The sequence below is a fragment of the Curvibacter gracilis ATCC BAA-807 genome (genome assembly GCF_000518645.1).
Taxonomy (GTDB): domain Bacteria; phylum Pseudomonadota; class Gammaproteobacteria; order Burkholderiales; family Burkholderiaceae_C; genus Curvibacter; species Curvibacter gracilis.
On the sequence record NZ_JADZ01000010.1, the window covers coordinates 171,412 to 195,169 of the forward strand.

Sequence of the window (23,758 nt, forward strand, 5' to 3'; positions counted from 1 at the left end):
TCACCCCAAGGCTTTCTGGTAGCGGCGCTCCACCAGGCGGTTGTAGCTCAGCATCACGATCAGGTTGGCCACCAGCAGGGTCAGGGCCACTGCCGCGCCCTGGGGCCAGTTCAATTCATGCAGGTACTCGTCGTAGACGATGGTGGCCACCATCTTGAGCCGGCGCCCGCCCAGCAGCCCCGGGATGGCAAACGAGCTGGCCGACAGGCCGAACACGATCAGGCTGCCCGACAGGATGCCGGGCATCACCTGCGGCAGCACGATGCGGCGCACGATGGTGAAGGGGCTGGCCTGCAGCGAGGCGGCGGCGTGCTCCACGCTGGGGTCGAGCTTTTGCAAGGAGGTCCAGACCGGGATCACCATGAAGGGCAGCATCACGTGCACCAGGGCGATCACCACCGCGGCCTCGGTGTACAGCAGCTTGACCCGGCCCAGGCCCAGGGCCATCAGGGCCTGGTTGATCAGCCCCTCAGGCCCCAGCAGCATCGACCAGCCAAAGGCCCGCACCACCACCGACACCAGCAGCGGCGCCAGCACCACCAGCAGCAGAATCGAGCGCCAGGGGCTGCCCATGCGGCTCAGCACATAGGCCTGGGGGGCGCCCACCAGCATGCAGATCAGGGTGGTCAGCCCGGCCACCCAGAAGGTGCGCCAGAAGATGCCCAGGTAATAGCTGTCGCTGAACAGGTGGGTGTATTGGGCCAGGGTGTACTCGCCCTCTTTCACCCCGGTGGCGTAGTCAAAGCCGTTGAACGACAGCACGGCGGTCAGCAGCAGCGGGGTGATCAGCAGTGTGGCAAACAGGCACAGTGCCGGCGCGCTGAGCAGCCAGGGGATGGGCTTTTTCATGCCAGGGCCTCGGTGGCTGTCAGCGCGGCGGCAGCGCCCGTGGTGTCCAGCACCCGGGTCACGTGCAAGGGCCAATCGATGCCGGCCTCGGCGCCCACGGCCAGGGTGTCGCCACCGTCGTTGGGCGCCAGCAGCAGCAACTCACCCAGCGGGCTGTTCAGGCGGTACAGCCATTGGCTGCCCAGAAAGAAGCGCTCCAGCACCTTGGCGCTCAGCCGGCCCTGGCCGGGCGCGCAAAGGCGCAGCTTTTCGGGGCGCAGGCCCACCAGCACGCCAGTGCCCGGCGCCTGGCGCAGGCCCGGCACGGCCAGTTGCAGCGGGCCCAGGCTGATTTCAGGGCCGTGTTCGCCGGCCACCACCTGGGCCGGGATCAGGTTGGCCTTGCCCACAAAGGTGGCAATGAAGCGGTTGCCCGGGTGCTCGTACACCGCCTCGGGGTGGTCGACCTGGGTGATGCGCCCGGCCTCCATCACCACCACCCGGTCGCTGACCGACAGGGCCTCCGATTGGTCATGGGTGACCATCACCGTGGTGGTGCCCACCTGGCGCTGGATGCGGCGCAGCTCGAACTGCATCTCTTCGCGCAGCTTGGCGTCCAGGTTGGACAGGGGCTCGTCCAGCAGCAGCACCGGCGGGCGGATCACCAGCGCCCGGGCCAGGGCCACGCGCTGGCGCTGGCCGCCCGACAGCTGGCGCGGGTAGCGCTGGCCATGCTGGTCCAGCCGCACCAGGGCCAGGGCTTCGGCCACGCGCTGCTCGCGCTCGGCCTTGGGGCAGTGGCGCATCTCCAGGCCAAAACCCACGTTCTCGGCCACCGTCATGTGCGGGAACAGCGCATAGGTCTGGAACACGATGCCCAGGCCGCGGCTGCTGGTCTTGGTGTGGGTGATGTCCTGGCCATCGAGCACGATGCGCCCGCTGCTCACGGCCTCGATGCCGGCAATCATCTGCAAGGTGGTGGTCTTGCCGCAGCCCGAGGGGCCCAGCAGCGAGACAAATTCGCCTTGCTCCACCGTCAGGTTCAGATCGCTCACGGCCCGGGTGGCACCGTAGTTCTTGCACAGGGCGTGCAGTTGCAAAAAGGACATCGTCAAAGCCTTTCAGCAGATGCCGGGGGGCATCGGCGTCGATGAAGAGTGGAAGCTGGAAAGTCGCTCGTTCTTTTTTCAATCTATTGCAATAGCCGGGCCTGAAACAATGGGATATTCCATTAAACAGAAGATATTTATAAAATATTCCGTTAAATGAAATAAATGGGGATGATGGCCCCAAGTCCATTCCAGCGAGGTGAAGATGGCAGAAGCAGAAACCGGCACAGGCGGTGTGCAGCGGGTGTTTGCGGTGATCCGGGCCCTGAGCCGCGTGCCCCCGGAAGGTGCACGGGTCACCCATTTGGCGCAGGCCGTGGGCCTGACCCAGGCCACCACGCACCGATTGCTGCAGGCCCTGGTGGCCGAAGGCATGGTCGAGCAGGACGGGCGCAGCAAGCTGTACCGCCTGAGCGTCGATTTTTTTGCCCTGGCCGCCCAGGCCGGCAACACCGGCGGGCTGCGCGCCCTGTGCCGCCCGGCCTTGCTGCGCTTGTGCGCCAGCCTGGGCGACACCTTGTTCCTGCTGGTGCGCAGCGGCTTTGATGCGGTGTGCCTGGACCGGGCCGAGGGCCCGTTTCCGATCCGCTCGTTCACGGGTGACATCGGCGGGCGGGTGGCCCTGGGGGTGGGGCAGGGCGCGCTGGCCATCCTGGCCTTCCTGCCCGAAGAAGAGCGCGAAGAGGTGATCCGCTTCAACCTGTCGCGGGTGCGCGAGTTCGGGGTGTACGACGAGGTGTACCTGCGCACCGAGGTCGAACGGGTGCGCCAACTGGGCTATGCCGGTCGCAACACCGGCTTGCTCGATGGCATGGCCGGGGTGGCCGTGCCGGTGCTGGGCTCGGATGGCCGGGCCGTGGCCGCCCTCAGCGTGGGCACGATTGCCGACCGCCTCAACCCCGAGCGCCTGCCCACCGTGGTGGCCCTGCTGCAACGCGAGGCGGCCCAGATCGGCCCGCGCATCAACCCCTTCGACCCGGTGCTGCGCCGCCCCTCACAAAGCCTGGCCGAGCCCTGGTCGGAGCCGGTGGCCCCAGAGTCCGGTGCCACCCCTTGATGCATCATCAGAATGATAGGCTGTTGATTCAGGTAGGGTGTGGCCTGACTTGATGCCCAGAAGGAATCAAGTCTTTCTCAAACGTCGATAGGCAGGGCGCGCGGTTTGCGCGATAGTGCGGCCTTCCGAGCCCCTCCCCGAAAGATGTCCATGAGCAGCACCCCCAGCCAGTCCACCCCTTCCACCCCCTTGTCCAGCGGCTTTCCGCCGGCGCCGCAAGAGCTGGACCGCCTGATGGGCGCCCTGGGCGTGGCACCCAGCCAGTACCGCCAGGCCGGTGGCCTGCCGGTGCGCTCGCCCATCACCGGCGAGGTGATGGCCCAACTGCCCTTGCAACAGGCCGCCGATGTGGCGGCCGTGGTCGGCCAGGCCCAGCAAGCCTTTCTGGCCTGGCGTGAAACCCCGGCCCCGCGCCGCGGCGAGCTGGTGCGCCTGATCGGCGAAGAGCTGCGCACGCACAAGGCCTTGCTGGGCCAGCTGGTCACGCTTGAAGTGGGCAAAAGCCCCTCCGAAGGCGAGGGTGAGGTGCAGGAGATGATCGACATCTGCGACTTCGCAGTGGGCCTGTCGCGCCAGCTGCACGGCCTGACCATCGCCACCGAGCGCCCCGGCCACCGCATGATGGAAACCTGGCACCCGCTGGGCGTGTGCGGGGTGATTTCGGCCTTCAACTTCCCGGTGGCCGTGTGGTCGTGGAACGCGGCGCTGGCTTTGGTCTGTGGCAACGCGGTGGTCTGGAAGCCCTCTGAGAAAACCCCGCTGACCGCACTGGCCACCCAGGCCATCGTGCAGCGCGCCGTGGCCCGCTTCGGCGGCGCGCCTGAGGGCCTGCTGCCCCTGCTGCTGGGCGAGCGCGAGGTGGGCGCCGCCCTGGTGGACGACCCGCGCGTGGCCCTGGTGTCGGCCACGGGCTCCACCGCCATGGGCCGCGCCGTGGGCCCCAAGCTGGCCGCCCGCTTTGCCCGCGCCATCCTCGAGCTGGGGGGCAACAACGCGGCCATCGTGGCCCCCAGTGCCGACCTTGATCTGGCGCTGCGTGGCATCGCCTTCGCCGCCATGGGCACGGCCGGCCAGCGCTGCACCACGCTGCGCCGCCTGTTTGTGCACGATTCGGTCTATGACGCCCTGGTGCCGCGCCTGATCAAGGCCTACGCCAGCGTGCGTGTGGGCGATCCGCGCGAAGACGGCGTGCTGGTGGGCCCGCTGATCGACGCGGCCGCCCTGGCCGCCATGCAGCAGGCCTTGCAACAGGCCCGCGCGCTGGGTGCCCAGGTGCACGGCGGCGAGCGCGTGCTGACCGAAGCGGGCGAAGCGGCCTGCTACGCCCGCCCGGCCCTGGTGGAAATGCCGGCCCAAGCCGGCCCCATGCTGCACGAAACCTTTGCCCCCATCCTGTACGTGCAGCGCTACACCGGGCTGGACGAGGCCATTGCACTGAACAACGCCGTGGGCGCCGGCCTGTCGTCGTCGATCTTCACGCTGGACCTGCGCGAGGCCGAGCGCTTCATGTCGGCCGTGGGCTCGGACTGCGGCATTGCCAACGTCAACATCGGCCCCAGCGGTGCCGAGATCGGTGGCGCCTTTGGCGGCGAGAAGGAAACCGGTGGCGGCCGTGAAGCGGGCTCGGACAGCTGGAAGGCCTACATGCGCCGCGCCACCAACACCATCAACTACTCGCGCGAGCTGCCCTTGGCCCAGGGTGTGAAGTTCGACGTCGAGGGGTGAGCCTGGCGGCGGCCCCGGGAGGCTTGGAACCGGCTTCAATGGCGTGGGGGCTGTGCGGGGCCAACCCGGGGCAGGGATCGTAAACTGTGAAAAACTCCCGGAGGCCCTATGGCATTCTCAGCCAGCGGTGTGAGTCCCCTTTCACAGGCTCGCGCAAACAGAACGACGAGAACGACGAGAACTACGTTGGCAAGAGCCATCGGGCCGCGTTCCTCGAACGGCACGGCATCAAGCAAGTGCGGAGCCTGTGAGCATGGATCAGCCACAAATTAGCCATATGCCACTGACGGGCCTGCTGGATGATCTGCGTAGTCTGATTCGGCAAGGTCGCCACCGCGCCTTGCGCGCTGTGGACATGGTGCAGGTGCAAACCTGCTGGGAGATTGGCCGCCACATTGTTGAATTCGAGCAGGGTGGTGAGGCGCGTGCCGCTTACGGCAAGAAGCTGCTGCCTCGCCTTTCGGATGCGCTGGCCCGTGAGTTTGGCAGGGGCTTTGATGAGCGCAATTTGCGTCACATGCGAGCGTTTTACCTAGCCTTTCCAATTTGGGACGCAGTGCGTACCGAATTGAGTTGGACCCACTACCGAACCCTGTTGCGAGTGGGCGATGGCAAGGCCAGACACTGGTATGCCCAAGAGGCTGCCGAGCAGAACTGGAGTGCCCGCGCCTTAGACAGGCAGATTGGCACCATGTATTTTGAGCGTTTGTTGCTCAGCGATGACAAGGTGGGTGTGAAGGAAGAGGCCGACAGCAACGTGGCGGCCTTGCCGCAGTCGCCCCGTGAGTTTGTGCGTGATCCAGTGATGCTGGAGTTCCTGGGCTTGCCTGGCACGGGCAAATTGCTGGAGTCCCGGCTAGAGCAAGCCTTGATGGACAAATTGCAAGGTTTCCTTCTGGAATTGGGTAAAGGGTTCGCCTTTGTGGCACGGCAGCAGCGCATCAGCACGGAATCGCAAGACTTTTATGTGGACCTGATCTTCTACAACTACCTGCTCAAGTGCTTTGTGCTGATCGATCTGAAAACCGACAAACTCACGCATCAGGACATTGGGCAAATGGACATGTATGTGCGGATGTATGACGACCTGAAGCGGGGGCCGGACGACAACCCGACCGTGGGCATTCTGCTGTGCGAGCACAAAGACAAATCGGTCGTTCGCTACTCCGTGCTGCACGAAAGCGAGCAGCTGTTCGCCACCAAATACCGCTTGGTTTTGCCATCGGAAGAGGAACTGCGCCAGGAAATCGAACGCGAACGGGAGGCATTGCAAGACGCTCAGCGCCTGAGCGCAGAGCGACCGGAGTCGGACGAATGAAAATGCATCTTGAATCCGGCCTGCCGTACCAGATCGAGGTCATCGAATCGGTGGGTGATCTGTTTTGCGGCCGGGCAGTCTGCCGCTCGGCGTTCCCCGTCACGGGGCAAGCCCCGGTTGGACACCCGCCCAGCCTGAGGGCCTATGGCGGCTGAACCGCCGCACTGAACCCAAACAGCCGCAGCGGGTTGTCCCACATGATCTGCTGCCACTCGGCCCGGGTGAAGTGCCGCTCCCAGCGCTTGAGCACGGGGCCGTAGTCCAGGCGGAACGGGGCCTTCAGACACGGCCAGTCCGAGGCCCACAGGCAGTGCTCCAGGCCGAAGGCCTGCAGCAGGGCATCGACATAGGGGCGGGTGTCGTCAAAGGGGAACGGGCTGTTAAGGCCACCCCTACCACCACCTGCTGCTGCAGGCGATCTGGTTCGCTGGCGCACTCTTTCAAATGAGAATAGACTTCTTATCAATTGATTGAATGCACTGGATAAACTCCATGGCCACTGCCCCCAGCAAAAGCACACCAGCCACCAAGCGGGCCGCCATCAAAAGTGCACAGGCCGGCGCGCCCATGGTCGTCAGCCAGACAAGCCGGGCCCGCAAAGCCAGCACCGGCTTCCATTCCACGAAAACTTCCTCCCCGGTAGGGGCTGCCAGTGGCTTGACACTGGCCTACAAGCGCAGCCAAGGCGTGGACGCCTACCTCAAGCAGGTGCACGAGGCCACGCCTGAGCAAATGGTGGAGATGGAGCGTCTGGGCGTAGCAGGCACTTTCATCACCGACCTGTCCAAGCGAATGGCACTGCCATCTTCTCGGGTGTTTGACATGCTGCGCATCCCGCCAGCGACAGCCGCGCGCAAATCAGCGGCAGGCGCCTTGGTGGATGGCCGCGCGGGCCTGGCTGCCATCGGCATGATCAAGCTGCTGGGGATCGCCCAGGACATCGTGGACGACAGCACCGCGGACGAAGCCAGGAACTTCGACACTGTGAAGTGGTTGGGTCAGTGGATCGAGCGGCCACAGGCGGCGCTGGGCGGGCGCAAGCCTGCCGACTACCTGGACACGCCCACGGGCTTGCAGATCGTGACGCAGTTGCTGGGTGCCATCCGAAGCGGTGCCTACCTGTGAAACTTTGGCGCATCGCGGCTGAGACGAGCAAATATCCTGCAAGTGACCTCAGTGGAGGCGGTGCGGCGGTGTCGCCAGGACGCTGGAATGAGGAGAAACAGGCCGTCGTCTACAGCGCGCCCACCATTGCCATCGCTGTGTTGGAAACCGCTGCACACATTGATGATGCTGGCTTACCGCTCAACCGTTTCCTGGTTGAAATCGACGTGCCAGATGAGGTGTGGGCGCTGCATGAGGAGGCTGCGCTGACCTCCCTGCCGCCAGCTTGGTCGGCCATTCCGGCAGGCGGGGCTAGTGTCAAGGTTGGCTCATCTTGGCTGACTTCGCTGCGATGCCCCATCATGCTTGTGCCGTCGGTGATCGTGCCAGAAGAGTTCGCAGCCCTCATCAACCCCTTGCACCCCGAGTCGGCCAAGATCACCGCAAAGGTGGTCCGGCCATTCGAGTACAACAAGCTGTTTCGCTCCTGATCGCTGTCTGGCGAGTTGGTGCCTGCGGTCTTCCGCTCAATTTCCTGAAGTCAACTTTCTGTACCGAGCGTCGTCATGCGATTGCCGAAGCGGAAATTCGCCCGGACCGCAGGTATTTCAACAGCCTGCTCTAACGGGCCCGGTCGCCGTAGCGCACTTCCCTGAGGGCGCCGCTCTCAAAGCGAAGCACGGTCATGAACTGCCCGTAGCCCGGGTTGTAGAGCAGTTCTTCCACCTTCTCACAGGCGGCCACATTCTGGGCCGGCGGGCGCGCCGGGTCGGTGGGCTTGCAGAAGCTGTCGGTGGCCAGGGGCTGGCCACATTTCTGCAGCACATCGAGCTTGCTCATGCCGAGTTGGGTGAAGTCGTTGCCGCATTTCAGCGACTGGGCTGCGCTCAGCAGGGGCAGCGCAGCCAGAAGCGCGCTGGTGAAAATGGCAGAGATTTTCATGGGTGGATTATCTGGGCCGGCGCAGCAGGTATTTCTGGGCAGGCCCAGGCGAACTGCAAAAATGCTTATCAGGGCCGAACAATCGATTTATTCGATTTTTTGACCGCGTCGCCGACCTTGAAACCCGGGTCGTTCTGGAATTCATAGCGTTGAGAGCTGTTGCCGTTGAATCGGACCGTGACCACCCAGATCTTGTGGCTCTTGACCTTCTTTTCGACCTCGCGGCCCGCGTAGGCGCCGCCCGCCGCACCGGCCACGGTGGCCAGGTCCTTGCCAAAGCCGCCCCCCACCTGGTGGCCCAGCACCGCGCCGGCCACGCCGCCGGCAATCAGGCCCAAGGCACTGCCTTCGCCCTCGCGCTCGATCTGGCTGACCGAGCTGACCGTGCCGCAGTCTGCACAGCCTGCCGGGCCCGCATGTTCGGGCGCCGTCACGGGTTGGCTGGCCTTGAGGTTGGCCAGGGCCTGGTCGTATTCGGTCTTGGCGTCGCGCTTGCATTGCATGCGGCTGTCGGCGCTGGTCTCGCTGGCGCAGATCTGCAAGTCTTGCTTGTAACGGTTCTTGGCTTGTTGCGTGTCGGCGGGTGCCTGGGCCTGGACGGACGAGGCCATGGCCAAGGCTACGGCGCTCAACAAGAAGGAATGCAGAAAGGATGGGCGCATGATGACCTCACAAAATGATTTGAATCTTACGCTTACATGCCTGTTACTATCAATTTTGAATGTAACAGTGAGTATGTCTCGCGATCCCATATCACCCGCCTGAACGCCTTGGCAGGGAATCCCTTCAGGCCTTGCAGGAATATCGGGATTCAAACCTTTTGCCGGTGGCTGAATCCGTCAGACCAGCCAGGGGTCCAGTTCCGGATCGCCAAACTCGGTCTGCAGAAACTCCAGAAAAGCCTGGACCTTGCGTGGCACGTGCCGGCGCCCCGCGTAGCCCGCCCACACCTGCCAGCGTTCGCCGATCCATTGCGGCAGCACGCGCACCAAGGCGCCACTGCGGATGTAAGGCTGGGCGTGCACCGACAGCATGCCCACCAAGCCCAGGCCTTGCAGGGCGGCGTGGTAGAGCGCTTCCGAGCTGTTGGAGTGGAATTTGGCCGGCCCGGGGCGGAACTCGAACTGCTGGGGGTCATGGGGGTCGACCGAGGCCAGCAGAAAGGAATGAGGCAGGTCTTTGCCCGAAGGCAGCAGACATTCGTGACGCACCAGCTCCGAGGGATGGTTGGGGGCCGGGTGGATCTTCAGGTACTGGGGCGATGCGCACATCACACCCGAAGTCATGCCCAGCTTTCGGGCCACAAAATCCCCGTCAGCCAGGCCGTTGCGTGAGAACAGCATGGTGAGGTCAGATTCGAGATCGGGTGACTCGAGCAGCCGGTCACTGGTGTTGATCTCCACTTCGAGCTTGGGGTAAAGCCGCTGCAGGCGTGAGACGCGCGGGATCAACTGGGCTGCGGCAAAGTCCAATGACGATCGCACCTTCAACACCCCGCTGGGCAGGCGCCCGCTGGTGCTGACCTCGTCGTTGGCGGCGTCCAGCGCATCGATCACCGGGCGTATGCGGGCGATGTAGAGTTCGCCCGCCTCGGTCAGGGACAGGGTGCGTGTGGTGCGCTGCAGCAGTCGGGTGTTGAGGGTTCTCTCCAGGTCCTGGATCAGGCGCGTCACCTTGGCGGGTGAGGTGTCCAGGGCCCGGGCTGCGGCGGCAAAGCCGCCCAGATCGTTGACGGCCAGCAAGGCGCGCAAAGAGTCGAGTTGGTTCATGGCGATCGGTGGGTGACCGGCTCGGGTTCACCCAGGCCGCCGGCCTATTGTGGCTCAGCCCTGGTTGCCACGCAGAGCAGGCGCAGCGGCTTTCGCCAAGGCGTCTGGTGCAGCTTCATGGGCTGAGCTTCGGATGCCTGCGGCTGGGCAGAGGGCTGAGGTGCGCCAGGCCCCTGCCCGGGGCAAGGTTGCCTTGTGCGCCGCGGGTCTCAACCCGGTCGGCCCAGCGCCTCCAGCAGGTGCTCCAGAAAGGCTTTGGCGGCCCGGGGCAGGGTGCGGCCGGCCAGGGTTTGCACCTCGAAATGGCGCTCGTTCATTTCGCGGTCGCGCAAGGGGATGCCCACCACCTCGCCGCGCCGCAGGCGCTCGCGCAGGGCCAATTCACCGTTCAACGTGATGCCGCCTCCTGCGCGCACGAAAGAGAGGCAGGGATCGAGCCGGTCGCATTCGAACACCGCTTCAAAGTCCAGGCTCTGACGGCTGCAGCTGATGTCGAACAGCTGGCGCAGGGTGGAGTCTGGCCCTGGCAGTGCCACGGCATGGCCCACCAACTGGGCCAGCGAGAGCTGGCTGCGGCCCGCCAGCGGGTGCTCGGGGTGTAGCACGGCGATGATGGGCGAGGGGTGACGCAGCGCCACGCTGATGCCGCGCTCGGACACCGTGCTCACGGTGATGCCGATGTCGACTTCGCCCTGGCGCACTTTCTCGGGCACCTGGGCCTGCAGGCTCACCTGCATGCCGAAGCGGATGCCCTGGTACTGGCGCTGGAATCCGGCAATCAGGCCGGGCACGAACTCAGAGGCGAAGCCCTCGGTGCAGGCCACCCGCACCACGCCGCTTTTGAGACCGCGCAGCGACTGGATCTCGTCGGCCACCCGCTCGATGTCCTGCCAGGCACGGCGTGCATGCGTGGCCAGCAGTTCGCCGGCGGCGTTGGGCACCATGCCGCGGGCGCGGCGCTCGAACAGCAGGGTGTCCAGTTCGGCCTCCAGCCGGGCGATGTGCCGGCTGACCGCCGAGGGGGCCACATTGAGGCGTGCCGCCGCCTCGGTCACCGAGCCGGTCTGCACCACCTCCAGAAAGTAGCGCAAGGAGGTGTCTTGCAGGGCTTGGTGGTTCATGGCGGGGCGGTTCATCGGAAAACAGGGCGCGGTGCGGCGCAAGCGATCGAGGCCGACATGTTAAGCAGACGGCGCGCTGGCCAGAATTGCAACTTAATGTATCTGATCTCCTATCATCGGCGCGGGGGTGAGGCCTTGCGGGGCTCGCACACACCGATACATCGATCGAGCCCAGTGGGCCGAGCAACCATCCTAGGAGGAGAAATACCCATGAAGCATATGAAGCACATGAAGAAGTTGATGTTCTGGCTTGCCATCGCGGCCTTGGGCCTGTTGGCCAGTTGCTCCACCATGAGCGTGGAAGAGTGCAAGCTGGCCCGTTGGAACGATGTGGGCCTGCGCGATGGCATGGCCGGCGAGCCGCTGTCCAAGCTCAACGACCTGTCCAAGGACTGTGCCGAAGCCAAGGTGGTGGTGGACACCCGGGCCTACATGGCCGGACGCGATCAGGGGCTGTACAGCTACTGCCAATTGCCCAATGCGACCCGTCTGGGCTTGGACGGCAAGTACTACAACGGCGTCTGCCCGGCGGCCATCGATGGAGAGTTCCGACGCCGCGTCAACGTGGGGCGCGAGGTGCGCGATTCGCGTGAACAGGTGCGCTACCTGGACAACCGCCGCATCGAACTGGAAAACAAGCTGCGCAATGCTGGCAGCGACGACGCCCGAAAGAAGCTGCGCGACGACTTGTCGGACAACGACCGCAACCTGCGCCGCGCCCGCGACCGGGTGCGCGATGCCGAATACAACCTGGACCGCGTGCGCTGAGCCACGGCGCCTTGGCGCCGGATGGGTTGCGTGATTCGCAACGCAGGTTTGTTTGGATTGCCGTTGCTGGAAGGTGCAGGCCTGCCTAACATGGCTTGGAACAACCCTTTCAAGTCGTCTGGAGCCTGCGCCATGAAGCTGTCCTTTTCTTCTGTCCTGAACCGCCGTGCCACTCTGAACACCCTGGGCCTGGCGGCATGGGCCCTGTGTACCGGCCTGGCGGGTGCGCAGGCGGTCTACCCCGCCCACCCGATCACGCTGGTGGTGCCGTTCCCACCGGGGGGCAGCACCGACGTGGTGGCGCGCGCCATCGCGCCCAAGCTGGGCGAGCGCCTGGGCGCCACCATCGTGGTCGACAACCGGCCCGGCGCAGGCACCGCCATCGGCGCGGCCTATGTGGCCAAGGCTGCCCCGGACGGCTACACCTTGTTCATGGGCCCGGGCTCCACGCTCACGCTGAACCCCGCGGTGCGCAAGAACCTGCCCTATGACTCGGTCAAGAGCTTCGAGCCCGTCGGCATGATCACCCGCGCCGGCCTGGTGCTGCTGGCCAATGCCCAGGTGCCGGTGCAGAACCTGGCCGAGCTGAAGGCGGCGGTCAAGGCCGCGCCAGACAAGTACTCGTACGCCTCGTTTGGTGCCGGCACCAGCTCCCACTTCGTGGCGGAAATGGCCTTTTATGCCATGGGCCTCAAGGTCACCCACATCCCCTACAAGGGCAGTGCCCCCGCCATGACCGACTTGCTGGGCGGCCAGGTGCCGCTGGCCTTTGACACCGTCACCGCCACCTTGCCCCAGCTCAAGACCGGCAAGATCCGCGCGATTGCCGTGGCTTCGTCCAAGCGCTTGGCGGCCTTGCCGAACGTGCCCACCTTCGCAGAATCGGGCTACCCCGACGTGAAGCTCGATTCCTGGGTGATGTTGCTGACACCGCGCGGTGTCGGCGCACCGATCAAGGCCAAGCTGCAAAAGGCGCTGGGCGACACCCTGGCCGACCCGGGTGTGCGCAAGGCCCTGAGCGACCAGGGCCTGGAGCCCAGTTTCTCCACGGCGGCCGAAGCCAGTGCCCTGATCGAGAGTGAACTGCCGCTGATGCGCGCCACTGCCGTGCGCGCCAACATCCAGGCCGATTGAGGCCGCAGCCCCTCTGTTCACGACCTTCACGACGTTCATCCCAAGCCCTGCCCATGACCGCATCTTCTTCTGCCGACCTCGTCACCCGCTCTGCTGTCGAATTGCGCGAGCTGATCGCCCAACGCCAGATTTCACCCGTCGAACTGCTTGAGGCCTGCATCGAGCGCATCGAAACCGTCAACCCCAGCATCAACGCCGTCACCGCCAAGTGCTATGACCGTGCCCGGGTCGAGGCCCGGGCGGCCGAGCAGGCCGTGCTGCGGGGCGAGCCCCTGGGCCTGCTGCATGGCCTGCCCCTGGGCGTGAAAGACCTGGAGCCCACCGCCGGGCTGCTGAGCACCTTCGGCTCGCCCAATTACCGCAACAACATCCCGGCGCAAGACATCGAGTTGGTGGCCCGGCTGCGCCGGGCCGGCGCCATCGTCACCGGCAAGACCAATGTGCCCGAGATGGGGGCCGGCGCCAATTCGCGCAACCCGGTGTGGGGCGCCACGGGCAACCCCTTCAACCCGAACCTGAACGCGGGCGGCTCCTCCGGTGGCTCGGCCGCGGCCCTGGCCACTGACATGCTGCCGGTGTGCACCGGCTCGGACACCGGCGGCTCGCTGCGCATCCCGGCGGCCAAATGCGGTGTGGTGGGCCTGCGCCCCTCGCCCGGCGTGGTGCCCAGTGTGCGCAAGCTGCTGGGCTGGACCCCCATCTCGGTGGTCGGCCCCATGGGGCGCACGGTGGACGATGCCTGCCTGCAGATGGCGGCCTCGGCCGGCATGCACCCGGGCGATCCGCTGAGCTACCCGCTCGACCCCTTGAGCTTTCTGCGCCCCCCCATGGGCGATCTGGGCCGCCTGCGCGTGGCCTACAGCACCGACCTGGGCTCGTGCGATGTGGACCCGCTCATCCGTGCCACCTTCCTGGCCAAGATCGAGGCCATGCGCCACCTGTTCGCCCGCTGCGACGAGGTGAAGCTGGAACTGGGCGATGTGCACCGCTGCTTTGACGTGCTGCGCGCCGAGGCCTTTGTGGCCGGCACACGCGAGGCCTACGAGCGCGACCCCGCCAGCCTGGGCCCCAACCCGCGCGCCAACTATGAGATCGGCATGCGCATGAGCCTGCTCGACAGCGCCTGGGCCCAGGCCGAGCAGACCCGCATCCTGAATCGCTTCCAGGCCGTGTACGCCGACTACGACCTGCTGCTCACGCCCACCACGCCGGTGTCGCCCTTCCCCTGGACGCTGCCGCACGCGGACATGATCGATGGCAAGGCTCAGGCCAACTACTACCGCTGGCTGGCCCTGACCTATGTGATCACCCTCACCACCCACCCGGCCATCAGCCTGCCTTGCGGCACCGATCCGCTGGGCATGCCCTTCGGGCTGCAGGTGGTGGGCCGCTTCCGAGGTGATCTGGAGCTGCTCTCGGCCTCGCGTGCCCTGGAGCAGGCTTTTGCGGGCTCGCCCGTGCTGCGCCGCCCTCTGCCCGATCTGGCCGCACTCAAGCCACCGGTGCCGGCGCTGGACAGCATCGTGACCCACCCGCCCCAGGTGCCGCACACGGCCGAAGTGGGTCTGGTGGGGGGCGCACAGTCGGTGGTCTGACGGCGGCGCGGCCTGCCCGGCCCAGGGCAGGCATCCACTGCGGCTTCATCCCGGCATGAGCGGCCTGACCGTGATGTGGCGCATCCCTTTGAATATCACTCATCTTCAAAAGAAGTGATTCAAATTGTGGCTAAAATCTGGCCGGCCCGTGATTCAAACAGGGCCTGGTTTCAATTGATTTTTAGCACTTGAGCTTCAAATTTGACTGCTGATGGGCCGCGCAGGATTCGCGGGGCCGCCGGTTTCTCATTTTGAAGGTGCGAGGCAGATGCTTTACCCTGTATGCCTCCGACTGAACTTGCGCTGATTTCCAGAATATCGTTGCTCTCCAAGGCCATCCATCTGGTGGATTTGCGCAATCAACTGATGCACATGGCCTGCATGCTCGGTGTGGCGCAGCTGGACTTGCTGGTGGAGTATTGGTCCATCTCTGGCGAGGCGCGGCGCCTGTGGTTTTCCACGGTCGAAGAAGGGCAGGGGCCCGCCGCCGAGGCACAAGACACGGATTTCCTCTTTGGTGCGGCCTCACGCGCCGAACTTGCGCCTGCCCAGCAGTGCGAAGCCTCCTCGAAGCGTCCGTCCACGGACATCCAGATGCTGGAGTCGCCCAGCGGGCAGCAGATTGAACTCCGTCAGGTGATGGAGTTTCCGGTGGGCGTGGGTCTGCCGCACCGTCTGGTGCTCTCACTCACACAGCAACGTGTATCACCCGAGGCCGAGTCCGAGCTGGCCAACGCCACCCGCTTGATATTGGCGGCCAGTCGTGTTGCCTTGATGCGTATATTCAAGAATTCACTCGAACGCATCAAGAACAAGACATTAACTCCGCGTGAGCTGGAGTGTCTTAAATGGGCCGCTCTGGGTAAAACGGGTGCTGACACCGCACTGATTTTGTCGGTGTCTGAAGCAACGGTGGCTTTTCACCTCAAAAATGCCATCGCCAAAATGAATGCGGCGTCCAAAGCCCATGCGGTGGCACTGGCTTTGTCACGGGGGTGGGTCGATTTGCGTGGTGGTGGTTGAGGCCACGACGCCGGCCCTGCGCCACGGCACGGTCTGAAGGGCTTTGGCGTGTCCCGGGGCTGGTCTACAGGCGCCCGGTATCTGCGCTGCGGGTTGGACGATCACCACGCAACCTTGCCGCAGTCGGGCCCGGTGGCCGTGCGGATGTGTGCCTGATTCAATGTGAGGACGCAGCGCAAGCCGTTCTGGGCCGTGGCCGTCAAGGTGTAGGCCTGTGGCTCCGAGTTCAGTTCGAAGAGGTAGGTCGAAGCGGTTTGGCTGTCGCGTTCTCCGCCCTGCAAGGCGGCCAGATCAGGCAGGGGCATGCGGGTGATCTGCGGGTAGCTCTGGGTCTGTTGGTAGCCGCGCTCCAGCACTTCAGCCATGGCTTTGAGGTAGGCCGCAGCACGGTCCACCGGCTTGGGCGCAGTGGTGCTCTTCAACGTGGGCAGGACCATGGCAAACACCATCCCGAAGATGGCCAGGCACAGGCAGACTTCAATCCAGCCTTGGATGAACGATGTGGGCTCTGGGAGGTCGGTTGGGGCGGGTGACTGTGGTTTGTGGGAACTCAAACTCAATGCTTTCATGGGCCTTCCGGCTGGGACAAACGCAGCAAGGGGCGCACCCAGTGGGGCACTCCAGTGGGGTACTCGGGTGGGTGTGCTGCCAGCTTGTGATTTTTCATAGACGGGTGGCGCTCACAACTATCAGTTTTGATAGTGATCTTCTGGCGACACGCCTTGCCCAGAGGGCGGCACGGCCTTGACCCGTGTCCGCGTGAGGGTTGATCTGGCTCAAAGAAAGGTGCCTGAGCCATTTCTGAAAGCCCAAGGCCATCAAATTTGATAGTTGCTGAACCACGGGTGTCCAGATGAGACTTTGCAAAAGGCGAGATCCGGGCTGTGCCGGGTGCGCTGGAGCGAACAGTCCGTGGAGGAAAGATGAAATCAGTGGGCCTGGAGGTCAAGTTTCTGGATTCGGTTGCACCCGAGGGCAACGATGTTGATCTGTACAACCGTCTGGAGGACAGCTTCCATCACGAAGGGGCCCGTGCCGAGACCCTGGTGGCCGAGAACTTTGTGATCAGCGAGATCAACCAATACGACTCCGACCTGGGCACGGTGACGACGCAGGCTGTCCGGAACTGGGAGTTGGCCAAACCCCCCTCGGCCCGGCTGTCCAACCGGCGCAAGGTCCGCAGTGCGAGGCGCCAGGCTGGCCGCGGTACTGAGCCGATGGGTTGGTGGAGCCGCTTGTGGGCCCGTTGGCGTGCCCGCTGAGGGAGCCGAGCTGGTGCAGCCCCTGAGCGAGTGAGGTGGGCCGGCGGCTTTGGCAGGGCACCAACCGTTCATCGCTTAAAATACCGCACCTTGCCGCCCCGGCCAAGGTTCATGTCGTTCACGCCCGGGGCCATGTAGAGGAACACCATGTTCAAAACCTCGTTGCCGCACTCCGTGCGGCTGCCTGTCGTTTTTCGCTCCCCGTCCGATTCACACCATCGTTTGGTCGCCGGCCTGGGCCTTGCAACACCTCTGGAGGTGTTGGCATGAGCTATGCCGTGAAGGAAATTTTCTACACCTTGCAAGGCGAAGGCCTGCGCGCCGGCCGGCCCGCGGTGTTCTGCCGCTTTGCGGGCTGCAACCTGTGGAGCGGGCGTGAAGCCGACCGCGCCACGGCCGTGTGCCGTTTCTGCGATACCGACTTCGTGGGCACCGATGGCACCCTGGGCGGCAAGTTTGCCGATGCCCAGGCCCTGGCCGCGTTGATCGCGGCCCAGTGGCCCGAAGGGCAGGGCCACCGCTATGTGGTGCTGACCGGGGGCGAGCCCCTGCTGCAGGTCGATGAGGCCCTGACCCAGGCCTTGCACGCTGAAGGCTTTGAGATCGCGGTGGAAACCAATGGCAGCCTGTTCGCCCCGCCGGGCATCGACTGGATCTGCGTCAGCCCCAAGGCCGGCGCGCCCCTGGTGCAGCGCAGCGGCCACGAGCTCAAGCTGGTCTACCCGCAGCCCGGGCTGGACCCGGCCGAGCTGCAGGCGCTGGACTTCGAGCATTTTCTGCTGCAGCCCATGGACAACCCCGAGCAGCGCGCCAACACCCGCGCCTGCATCGCCTACTGCCAGGCCCAGCCCCGCTGGCGCCTGTCGGTGCAAACCCACAAAGTTCTGGACATCCGATGAGCTCCACCCCTGCAAGCCCTGCCACCCCCTTCCCACGCACGGGCGCGGTGTTCGAGTTGTCGCAGCGCTTTTTCTTTGACGCCGCGCACACCCTGCAACGCCAGATCGAGGCGGAAGGCAGCCGCCGCATCCATGGCCACACCTACCACGCCGAGGTGCATGTGAGCGGTGCCCCCGACCCCGCCACCGGCATGGTGGTGGACCTGGGCTTTGTGCGGGCCGAGATCGCCCGCCTGCGCGAGCAGCTCGACCACCACTTTCTTGACGAGGTACCCGGTCTGGGCCCCGCCACGCTGGAGAACCTGTGCCTGTTCATCGGCCGCCAACTGGCCCCGGTGCTGCCCCAGCTCAGCGCCATCACGGTGGAGCGCCAGGCGGTGGGTGACCGTTGCACCCTGCGCTGGGCAGCTGCCTGATCAGCTGGCCGGCCGCCACACCGGCGAATCGGCAATGCGCACCTTGCGCGGAATGATCTGGGCCTGGCTGAAGGCATCGGCAATGCGCTGCTGCTCGGCCAGGGCTTCGGCGTCGGGCGGCTGCACCTGGTAGCTGCGGCGCTGGTTGGCCACCTCGACGGTGGCCGCGTCCAGACCGATCACCGGGGCATGCCATTCGGCCGCCTGATTGGGGTTGTGCTTGATCCAGTTGCCGGCGCGCTGCAGCTCGCCATACACCAGCCCCAGCACATCGGGGCGGCGCTGGGCGTAGGGTGTGGCCGCGAGGTAAAAGCGCCGGTAGGCCGACAGCCGGGTGCCATCGACCAGGACGCGGGCGCCCGACTGGCGCTGCACGGCCGCCAGGAAGGGGTCCCAGATCACCCAGGCCGCCACCTTGCCGGTCTCGAAGGCGGCGCGGGCGTCGGCCGGGCTGAGGTAGGCCGGCTCGATGTCCTGGATGCTCAGGCCGTTGCGCGCCAGCGCCTCCAGCAGCAGGTAATGGGCCCCTGCGCCTTTGGCAAAGGCCACCTTCTGCCCCTTGAGCTGGGCCACGCTGGTCACGGGCGAATCCTTGCGCACCACGATGGCCTGGGCCTGGGGCGAGGGGGTCTCGATCGCGTAGTAGGTCAGCTGTGCGCCGGCGGCCAGTGCAAACGGCGGCACGGCATCGGCCACGTCGGCACTCAGGTCGATGGCGCCCACATTCAAGGCCTCCAGCAGGGGAAGGCCCGAGTTGAACTCGTGCCATTGCACCGCCACGTTCCAGGGCGCCAGTGCCTTTTCGAGCACGCCCTTGGACTTCAGGTAGATCATCAGGGTGGATGACTTCTGGTAGCCGATGCGCAGGCGATCGGCTTCAGCGGCCTGCAAAGGGTTCAGCAACAAGGTGCCGGGCAAGGCCAGGCCAGCCTGCAAGAGGCGGCGTCGGGTCGGGGTGTCGGTCATGGGCAAAGAGGCGTGTGGGCGGTGGGGGTTCCAGTCGGTGGCCCATAGGCCAGCCACGCTGGCTTGTGGGCCCAAGCCTAGCCGCCAGGGCGTCTCTTGCATGCGCTCATTTCGCCGTTGCTAGCGCGCTGTGCGCATAAGCACAGCGCGCCTGGGCAGGGTCACTGTTGCCTGGGCCCGCCGTGGGTCCAGCGCCCGATCAGGGTGCGGGCCAGGCTGTCCAGGGCAAAGCCCAGCGCGCCGATCACGACGATGGCGGCGGTCAGCTCCTGGTAGGCCAGGCGATCGCGGGCATCGAGAATGAAGTAGCCCAGGCCTGACGAGACCCCCAGCATCTCGGCCGGCACCAACACGATCCAGGCCACGCCCAAGGCCAGGCGGAAGCCCGTGAGCACATGGGCCAGGATGCCCGGCAGCACCACGCGGCTGATCAGTTCCCAGTGGGTGGCCGACAGGCTGGCGGCCAGTTGCAGCCAGTGCCGGTCGAGGGCGGCCACACCGGCGGCGGTGTTCAGCACGATGGGCCAGACCCCGGCGAACACCAGCAGAAACACCACCGCGCCATTGCCCAGGCCCAGGGCCATCACGGCCAGCGGCATCCACGACAGTGGCGACACCATGCGCAGAAACTGGAACAGCGTGCCCGTGATGCGCGCAAAGCGCGGCGACAGCCCGCTCAGCAAACCCAGCGGCAGCCCGATCAGCAAGGCGCCCGCCAGGGCCAGGCCGATGCGCTGCAGGCTGGTGCCGATGTGGCCCCAAAAGCTGGCCTCGCCCAGCAGGGCCACCAGGGTGCTCAGGCCGGCCTGCGGCGAGAACGCCTGGTTGATGGCCTCGACATCCGACAGATGGCCAGCCCCGACTTGCCACAGCACACCCGCCCCGGCAAAACCCAGCAGGGGCCAGCCCAATCGTGCCAACCAGGCTTTCATGCGCCCAGCACCTCACGGCGGGTGAAGTCGGCACTCAGGCCGAAGGCGGGCAGGCCGCCCACGCTTTGCAGGGCCTGGCGCACAAAGCGGTCGTCCACCAGGTCACGGGCCACAAAGCTGGGGTCGAGCGCCTGCAGGAAGCGGGTGTCGCCTTCCACCGTGGTCTCGCGCAGCGAGCGCACCAACTGCTCGGTGTACGAAGGGTAGGGGTAGGGCTGGAAGTCGATGCGGCGCTGGTTCCAGCCTTTGTTCTTGACGATGCCGGCCTTCTCGTACTCGCTGTAGTCGGTGGCTGCCAGCACCTTGGACAGCACGGGCAGGGCATGCGGTGTGTACTTGCCCTCGCCAGTGTTGGACAGCAGCTTGGCTGTCTCCAACTGGTTGTTGCGCGTCCAGAGCTGGGCCTTGACCAGGGCGTTGGTCACGCGCTGGGCCCACTCGGGGCGTTCGACCAGATCGCGCTCGGCCAGGGTCACCAGGCAGCAGGCGTGGTTCTTCCAGACATCGCCCACAAAGCGCAGCACATGGCCCACCTTGAGGTTCTCGGCCGCGGCATTGAAGGGCTCGGCGACGATGAAGCCCGCCACCGAGCGTGCGGCCAGGGCCGACACCATCTCGGCCGGCGGCAGCACCACCAGGTTCACCTGGCCAGGCTTCAGGGCCTCGCCGCGCGGGCGGTTGACGGCGGTCAGGCCGTGCTGGCGCAGCAGCTGCTGCAGCACGATGTTGTGGATCGAATACCAGAACGGGATCGCCACCGTCTTGCCTTCCAACTGGGCCACCGACTGGATGTCGTTGGCCACGGTCAGGGCCGAGCCGTTGACGTGGTTCCAGGCCACCACGCGGGCCGGGAACTTGCTGCCGTAGCGCACCCACAGGGTGGTGGGCGACAGCAGGTGCACCACGTTCACCTGCCCCGCAATGAAGGCCTCCACCAACTGGGCCCACGAGCGGAACAGGCGCGGCGCCTCGGTGCGCAGCCCTTCGGCCTCGAACAGGCGGCGCTGGTGGGCCACCAGCAGCGGGGTGGCATCGGTGATGGGCAGGTAGCCGATGCGCACCGGCTGGTCGTCGCCCTTGAAGGTCTGGGCCCGGGCGTCGCCGGCGCTCAGCAAGGGGGCGACCACGCTGGCGCTGGTCAGTGCGCCCAGGCGCAACAGGTCGCGCCGGGTCATGCCGCAGCCACAGTCGGCGCTGGCGCACAGGTGCTGGTAGTTCGGGCGTGGGTCGAGGTTCATGGTCAATCCGTAGGGAAGTGGGTGGGCGGGGCGCGTCAGTGCGCGGCCCGCAGGTCTTGCAGGGCGGCCAGGATGTCCAGGCGCAGCCGGGTCAGTTCGGCCGGGTGTTGCAGGCGCGGGCGGCTCAGGCCCACGGCCCATTCGCGCACCAGGCGGGCGGGTTCACCGGGGTGGCCGCCCATCAGCACGATGCGGTCGGCCACCAGCAGGGCCTCGTCGATGTCGTGGGTGACCAGCAAGGCGGCGCTGTGCCAGCGGTGCACCACCTCGACCAGCAGGTCTTGCAGCTCGGTGCGGGTGATGGCGTCGACCGCCGAGAAGGGCTCGTCGGCCAGCAGCAGGGCGGGCTCGCGCGCCAGTGCGCGGGCCAGCGCCACGCGCTGGGCCATGCCGCCTGACAACTGGTTGGGGTACAGCCCGCCTTTGCCGGCCAGGCCGACGGCGGCCAAGGCCTCGTTGATGCGGCGCTCGCGGTCGGGCCGGCGGGTGGCGGGCTGGTGCTTGAAATCGAGCCCGAAGCCCACATTGGCCTGCACATTCAGCCAAGGCAGCAGGCTGGGCTGCTGGAACACCACCACCGCCCTCGGGTGGGGTTGGGTGAGGGGCTGGCCCATGAACTCGACGCGGCCTTCATGGGGCGGCTCCAGGCCCGCCAGGGCACGCAGCAGGGTGGATTTGCCACAGCCGCTGCCGCCCAGCAGGCAGACGATTTCACGCGGGGCGATTTGCAGGTCCAGCGGGCCGAACACCGGCACCGGCCGGCCGGGCCAGCGGCGGCTCAGGCCCTGGGCGCGCAGGGCGGGTTCAGCGGTGGCGGCACTGGGTGGGAGCGTGCTGCTCATGGCGGGCGTCAGGCGGTCGCCACGGCGGGTGCAAGCTGCCCGCTCGGTGCGCTCGGTGCGGCCTGGGCGCGTTGGCGCGCCAGTTCGGCCTGCAACTGGGTCAGGCTGGGCGTGACCACGGGCACAAAGGCGGCTTCGAGCCAGCGGCGGGCAAAGCCCGGGGCCTGGCCTTGCAGGTAGGCGCGGCCACCGGTGGCCTGTAGCTCCAGCTGCACGGCAGTCTGCACCAGTCCGGCCAGCGCAATGCGCAGCTCGAACAAGGGCGCCGCCTGGCTGGCGTATTGGCCCGAGGCCACACCGGCCTGCAACGCGGCAGTGGCCTGCGCCAGATCTTGCTCCAGCGCCTGCAAGGGCGCCTGTAGACTGGTGCGCGGGCCACAGGCGGCACGGCTGGCGGCCAGGGCGGCGCGGGCCAGCCCGATCGACATGCCACATTGCATGCCCAGGAAGTGGGGGCGGATGCGGCGCAGGTAGTCGGGGCCATTGCGGGCCAGCACCTGATCGGCCGGCAAGACCACATCCTTCAGCTTGAGCGCGGCGGTGCGGCTGTCGCGCAAGGCCACCAGACCGAGATCGGGCGTGCGTTGCAGGCCGGTGCGCCCGCTTTCGATGGCCACCACGGCCGGGGGCTGGCCCGGGCCCATGTCCACGGCCGCAGCCACCACAAATCCCTGGGGCTGCAGGTTGGTGACCCAGGGCAGGCCGCCATCCAGGCGCAGGCCGCTGGGCTGCTCGGTGTCAGTGTTGGGTTTGGCCTGGATCTGCAACTGCTCGATCTGCGACAGGAACTTCATCGCATTCGACAGCCCGGTGGCACCGGCCAACTCGCCTGTCAGCAGGGTGGGCAGCCAGCGCTCGCGCAGAGCAGGGCTTTCGCCGTTCACCACGTAGTCGATGAAGGTGCGCTGGCCCCAGAACACAAAAGCGGCTGTCAGCGAATGTTCGGCCACCTGGGCGATGGCCTCGATGGCGTCGCCGATGGTGCCATCGGATCCGCCGAGGGCGCTGGGCACACCCAGGCGCAGCAGGCCGGCCTGGCCCAGGCGGGGTACCAGCTCATCGGCCGGGCCCTGGCCCTGGTCGAGGGCGTCGGCGTGTTGCTGCAGCCAGTTCAGCAAGGGTTGGGGCAACAGGCGGCTCGTGCTCATGCGTTCAGTGCTCCGGGGCGAAAGGCTTGCAGCTCGGGGTTGATGGGCGAGCGGCCCAGGTTGTTGGCAAAGTTGCACAGCGTGGCCAGGCTGACCCCCAGCACCACTTCCAGAGACTGGGCCGGTTCGAAGCCCGCAGCCACGAAGTCGGCCAGGGCGCCGTCGCCCACATTGCCACGCGAGGCGATCACCTCGGCGGTGAAGCGGGCCACGGCGTCCAGGCGGGTGTTGCCGGTGCTCCCGCCCAGGTGCAATTGCTGCACGGTGAGTTTGTCCAGTTGGGCCTTCTTGAGCGCCACCGAGGTGTGACCGGCCACGCAGAACTCGCAGCCATGCAGGCGCGCCGCGGTGATCTGCACCACCTCACGCTCGGCCAGGCTCAGGCTGGCGCGGGCGTTCAGGCCCGACACGGTGAAGTAGGTCTCTAGGGCGGCGGGCGCATTCGCCAGCACCCCGATCAGGTTGGGCAGAAAACCGTTGTTGTTCAGGGCCTGTTGCACCAAAGGGCGGCTGGCTTCGGGGGCGGTTTCGAGGGTGTGCAGGGGCAGACGGGTCATGGCTT

Annotated in this window: 28 protein-coding genes; 13 read left to right on the plus strand and 15 right to left on the minus strand. The window is 66.2% G+C overall.

Going from position 1 to position 23,758, the window contains the following annotated elements:
• Both L880_RS0107520 and L880_RS0107525 read right to left on the minus strand, forming a co-directional pair.
• The gene (locus tag L880_RS0107520) at positions 1–849 is read right to left on the minus strand and encodes an ABC transporter permease (RefSeq protein ID WP_027475152.1); all 849 of its coding nucleotides are present in this window, start codon (positions 847–849) and stop codon (positions 1–3) included.
• Positions 846–1,937 carry an ABC transporter ATP-binding protein gene (locus L880_RS0107525; protein ID WP_027475153.1) on the minus strand — a complete coding sequence of 364 codons (1,092 nt, stop codon included), beginning with the start codon at positions 1,935–1,937 and terminating at the stop codon, positions 846–848. Before L880_RS0107525 ends, L880_RS0107520 begins: the two co-directional genes overlap by 4 nt.
• A 205-nt stretch (positions 1,938–2,142) precedes the next feature.
• On the opposite strand from L880_RS0107525, the gene L880_RS0107530 reads away from it, so the two are divergent.
• The 4 genes from L880_RS0107530 to L880_RS35535 all read left to right on the plus strand — a co-directional run bounded on the left by L880_RS0107530 (position 2,143) and on the right by L880_RS35535 (position 6,192).
• Positions 2,143–2,994: an IclR family transcriptional regulator gene (locus L880_RS0107530; protein ID WP_027475154.1), complete on the plus strand. Its 852-nt coding sequence runs from the start codon at positions 2,143–2,145 to the stop codon at positions 2,992–2,994.
• Positions 2,995–3,228: 234 nt separating this feature from the next.
• Positions 3,229–4,719, plus strand: a complete 1,491-nt coding sequence (amaB, locus tag L880_RS0107535; protein WP_051443164.1) for an L-piperidine-6-carboxylate dehydrogenase — start codon at positions 3,229–3,231, stop codon at positions 4,717–4,719.
• Positions 4,720–4,972: 253 nt separating this feature from the next.
• Positions 4,973–6,037 (plus strand): PDDEXK nuclease domain-containing protein, encoded by a 1,065-nt coding sequence (locus L880_RS0107540; protein ID WP_027475156.1) that lies wholly within the window; start codon positions 4,973–4,975, stop codon positions 6,035–6,037.
• The gene (locus tag L880_RS35535; protein ID WP_157462695.1) at positions 6,034–6,192 is read left to right on the plus strand and encodes a hypothetical protein; all 159 of its coding nucleotides are present in this window, start codon (positions 6,034–6,036) and stop codon (positions 6,190–6,192) included. Before L880_RS0107540 ends, L880_RS35535 begins: the two co-directional genes overlap by 4 nt.
• On the opposite strand, the gene L880_RS0107545 is transcribed toward L880_RS35535, so the two are convergent.
• Together L880_RS0107545 and L880_RS36020 are read right to left on the minus strand one after the other, a co-directional pair.
• The gene (locus L880_RS0107545) at positions 6,180–6,473 is read right to left on the minus strand and encodes an amidohydrolase family protein (RefSeq protein ID WP_027475157.1); all 294 of its coding nucleotides are present in this window, start codon (positions 6,471–6,473) and stop codon (positions 6,180–6,182) included. The genes L880_RS35535 and L880_RS0107545 overlap by 13 nt on opposite strands.
• A gap of 4 nt (positions 6,474–6,477) precedes the next feature.
• Positions 6,478–6,660 carry a hypothetical protein gene (locus tag L880_RS36020; RefSeq protein WP_169737729.1) on the minus strand — a complete coding sequence of 61 codons (183 nt, stop codon included), beginning with the start codon at positions 6,658–6,660 and terminating at the stop codon, positions 6,478–6,480.
• A 34-nt stretch (positions 6,661–6,694) separates the two neighbouring features.
• Between L880_RS36020 and L880_RS0107550 the strand changes: the two genes are divergently transcribed.
• Together L880_RS0107550 and L880_RS0107555 are read left to right on the plus strand one after the other, a co-directional pair.
• Positions 6,695–7,162, plus strand: a complete 468-nt coding sequence (locus L880_RS0107550) for an antitoxin Xre/MbcA/ParS toxin-binding domain-containing protein (RefSeq protein ID WP_027475158.1) — start codon at positions 6,695–6,697, stop codon at positions 7,160–7,162.
• A complete protein-coding gene (locus L880_RS0107555; protein WP_027475159.1) occupies positions 7,159–7,632 on the plus strand; it encodes an RES family NAD+ phosphorylase in 474 nt (157 codons plus the stop codon). Before L880_RS0107550 ends, L880_RS0107555 begins: the two co-directional genes overlap by 4 nt.
• A 130-nt stretch (positions 7,633–7,762) precedes the next feature.
• On the opposite strand, the gene L880_RS0107560 is transcribed toward L880_RS0107555, so the two are convergent.
• The 4 genes from L880_RS0107560 to L880_RS0107575 all read right to left on the minus strand — a co-directional run bounded on the left by L880_RS0107560 (position 7,763) and on the right by L880_RS0107575 (position 10,973).
• Positions 7,763–8,083 carry a DUF2845 domain-containing protein gene (locus L880_RS0107560; protein ID WP_027475160.1) on the minus strand — a complete coding sequence of 107 codons (321 nt, stop codon included), beginning with the start codon at positions 8,081–8,083 and terminating at the stop codon, positions 7,763–7,765.
• 68 nt (positions 8,084–8,151) lie between these two features.
• Positions 8,152–8,745 (minus strand): outer membrane lipoprotein, encoded by a 594-nt coding sequence (locus tag L880_RS0107565; RefSeq protein ID WP_027475161.1) that lies wholly within the window; start codon positions 8,743–8,745, stop codon positions 8,152–8,154.
• Positions 8,746–8,922: 177 nt separating this feature from the next.
• A complete protein-coding gene (locus L880_RS0107570; protein WP_084461114.1) occupies positions 8,923–9,852 on the minus strand; it encodes a LysR family transcriptional regulator in 930 nt (309 codons plus the stop codon).
• Positions 9,853–10,061: 209 nt separating this feature from the next.
• Positions 10,062–10,973 carry a LysR family transcriptional regulator gene (locus L880_RS0107575; protein ID WP_027475163.1) on the minus strand — a complete coding sequence of 304 codons (912 nt, stop codon included), beginning with the start codon at positions 10,971–10,973 and terminating at the stop codon, positions 10,062–10,064.
• A gap of 210 nt (positions 10,974–11,183) precedes the next feature.
• Between L880_RS0107575 and L880_RS34305 the strand changes: the two genes are divergently transcribed.
• The 4 genes from L880_RS34305 (at position 11,184) to L880_RS36300 (ending at position 15,493) form a co-directional block, all read left to right on the plus strand.
• A complete protein-coding gene (locus tag L880_RS34305) occupies positions 11,184–11,741 on the plus strand; it encodes a DUF2799 domain-containing protein (protein ID WP_169737734.1) in 558 nt (185 codons plus the stop codon).
• A gap of 132 nt (positions 11,742–11,873) precedes the next feature.
• Complete coding sequence (locus L880_RS0107585) at positions 11,874–12,875, plus strand: Bug family tripartite tricarboxylate transporter substrate binding protein (protein ID WP_027475164.1); 1,002 nt, start codon at positions 11,874–11,876, stop codon at positions 12,873–12,875.
• Between the two features lie 53 nt (positions 12,876–12,928).
• Positions 12,929–14,470, plus strand: coding sequence for an amidase (locus L880_RS31915; RefSeq protein ID WP_051443143.1), 1,542 nt, complete (start codon positions 12,929–12,931; stop codon positions 14,468–14,470).
• Between the two features lie 282 nt (positions 14,471–14,752).
• Positions 14,753–15,493 carry a helix-turn-helix transcriptional regulator gene (locus L880_RS36300; protein ID WP_051443144.1) on the plus strand — a complete coding sequence of 247 codons (741 nt, stop codon included), beginning with the start codon at positions 14,753–14,755 and terminating at the stop codon, positions 15,491–15,493.
• 101 nt (positions 15,494–15,594) lie between these two features.
• Here L880_RS36300 and L880_RS0107600 read toward each other — a convergent pair whose 3' ends face one another.
• Entirely contained in the window at positions 15,595–15,930 is a 336-nt protein-coding gene (locus L880_RS0107600) for a type IV pilin protein (protein ID WP_157462697.1), read from the minus strand.
• 486 nt (positions 15,931–16,416) lie between these two features.
• Here L880_RS0107600 and L880_RS0107605 point away from each other — a divergent pair, with 486 nt between their 5' ends.
• From L880_RS0107605 to L880_RS0107620, 3 genes are all read left to right on the plus strand, one after another.
• Positions 16,417–16,755, plus strand: coding sequence for a hypothetical protein (locus L880_RS0107605; protein ID WP_027475166.1), 339 nt, complete (start codon positions 16,417–16,419; stop codon positions 16,753–16,755).
• Between the two features lie 266 nt (positions 16,756–17,021).
• Complete coding sequence (gene queE, locus L880_RS0107615; RefSeq protein ID WP_027475167.1) at positions 17,022–17,654, plus strand: 7-carboxy-7-deazaguanine synthase; 633 nt, start codon at positions 17,022–17,024, stop codon at positions 17,652–17,654.
• The gene (locus L880_RS0107620; protein ID WP_051443145.1) at positions 17,651–18,070 is read left to right on the plus strand and encodes a 6-carboxytetrahydropterin synthase; all 420 of its coding nucleotides are present in this window, start codon (positions 17,651–17,653) and stop codon (positions 18,068–18,070) included. The genes queE and L880_RS0107620 overlap by 4 nt, the downstream gene beginning before the upstream one ends.
• Here the strand turns inward: L880_RS0107620 and L880_RS0107625 are convergent, their stop codons facing one another.
• The 6 genes from L880_RS0107625 to L880_RS0107650 all read right to left on the minus strand — a co-directional run bounded on the left by L880_RS0107625 (position 18,071) and on the right by L880_RS0107650 (position 23,753).
• On the minus strand, positions 18,071–19,036 hold the full coding sequence (locus tag L880_RS0107625) for an aliphatic sulfonate ABC transporter substrate-binding protein (RefSeq protein ID WP_027475169.1): 966 nt from the start codon (positions 19,034–19,036) through the stop codon (positions 18,071–18,073).
• 161 nt (positions 19,037–19,197) lie between these two features.
• A complete protein-coding gene (locus tag L880_RS0107630; protein WP_027475170.1) occupies positions 19,198–19,968 on the minus strand; it encodes an ABC transporter permease in 771 nt (256 codons plus the stop codon).
• Positions 19,965–21,206, minus strand: coding sequence for an ABC transporter substrate-binding protein (locus tag L880_RS0107635; RefSeq protein WP_027475171.1), 1,242 nt, complete (start codon positions 21,204–21,206; stop codon positions 19,965–19,967). Before L880_RS0107635 ends, L880_RS0107630 begins: the two co-directional genes overlap by 4 nt.
• A 35-nt stretch (positions 21,207–21,241) precedes the next feature.
• Positions 21,242–22,048, minus strand: a complete 807-nt coding sequence (locus L880_RS0107640; protein WP_027475172.1) for an ABC transporter ATP-binding protein — start codon at positions 22,046–22,048, stop codon at positions 21,242–21,244.
• Between the two features lie 8 nt (positions 22,049–22,056).
• Positions 22,057–23,196, minus strand: a complete 1,140-nt coding sequence (locus L880_RS31925; protein ID WP_043328831.1) for an acyl-CoA dehydrogenase family protein — start codon at positions 23,194–23,196, stop codon at positions 22,057–22,059.
• Entirely contained in the window at positions 23,193–23,753 is a 561-nt protein-coding gene (locus L880_RS0107650) for a carboxymuconolactone decarboxylase family protein (RefSeq protein WP_027475173.1), read from the minus strand. The genes L880_RS31925 and L880_RS0107650 overlap by 4 nt, the downstream gene beginning before the upstream one ends.
• Positions 23,754–23,758: the final 5 nt, after the last annotated feature.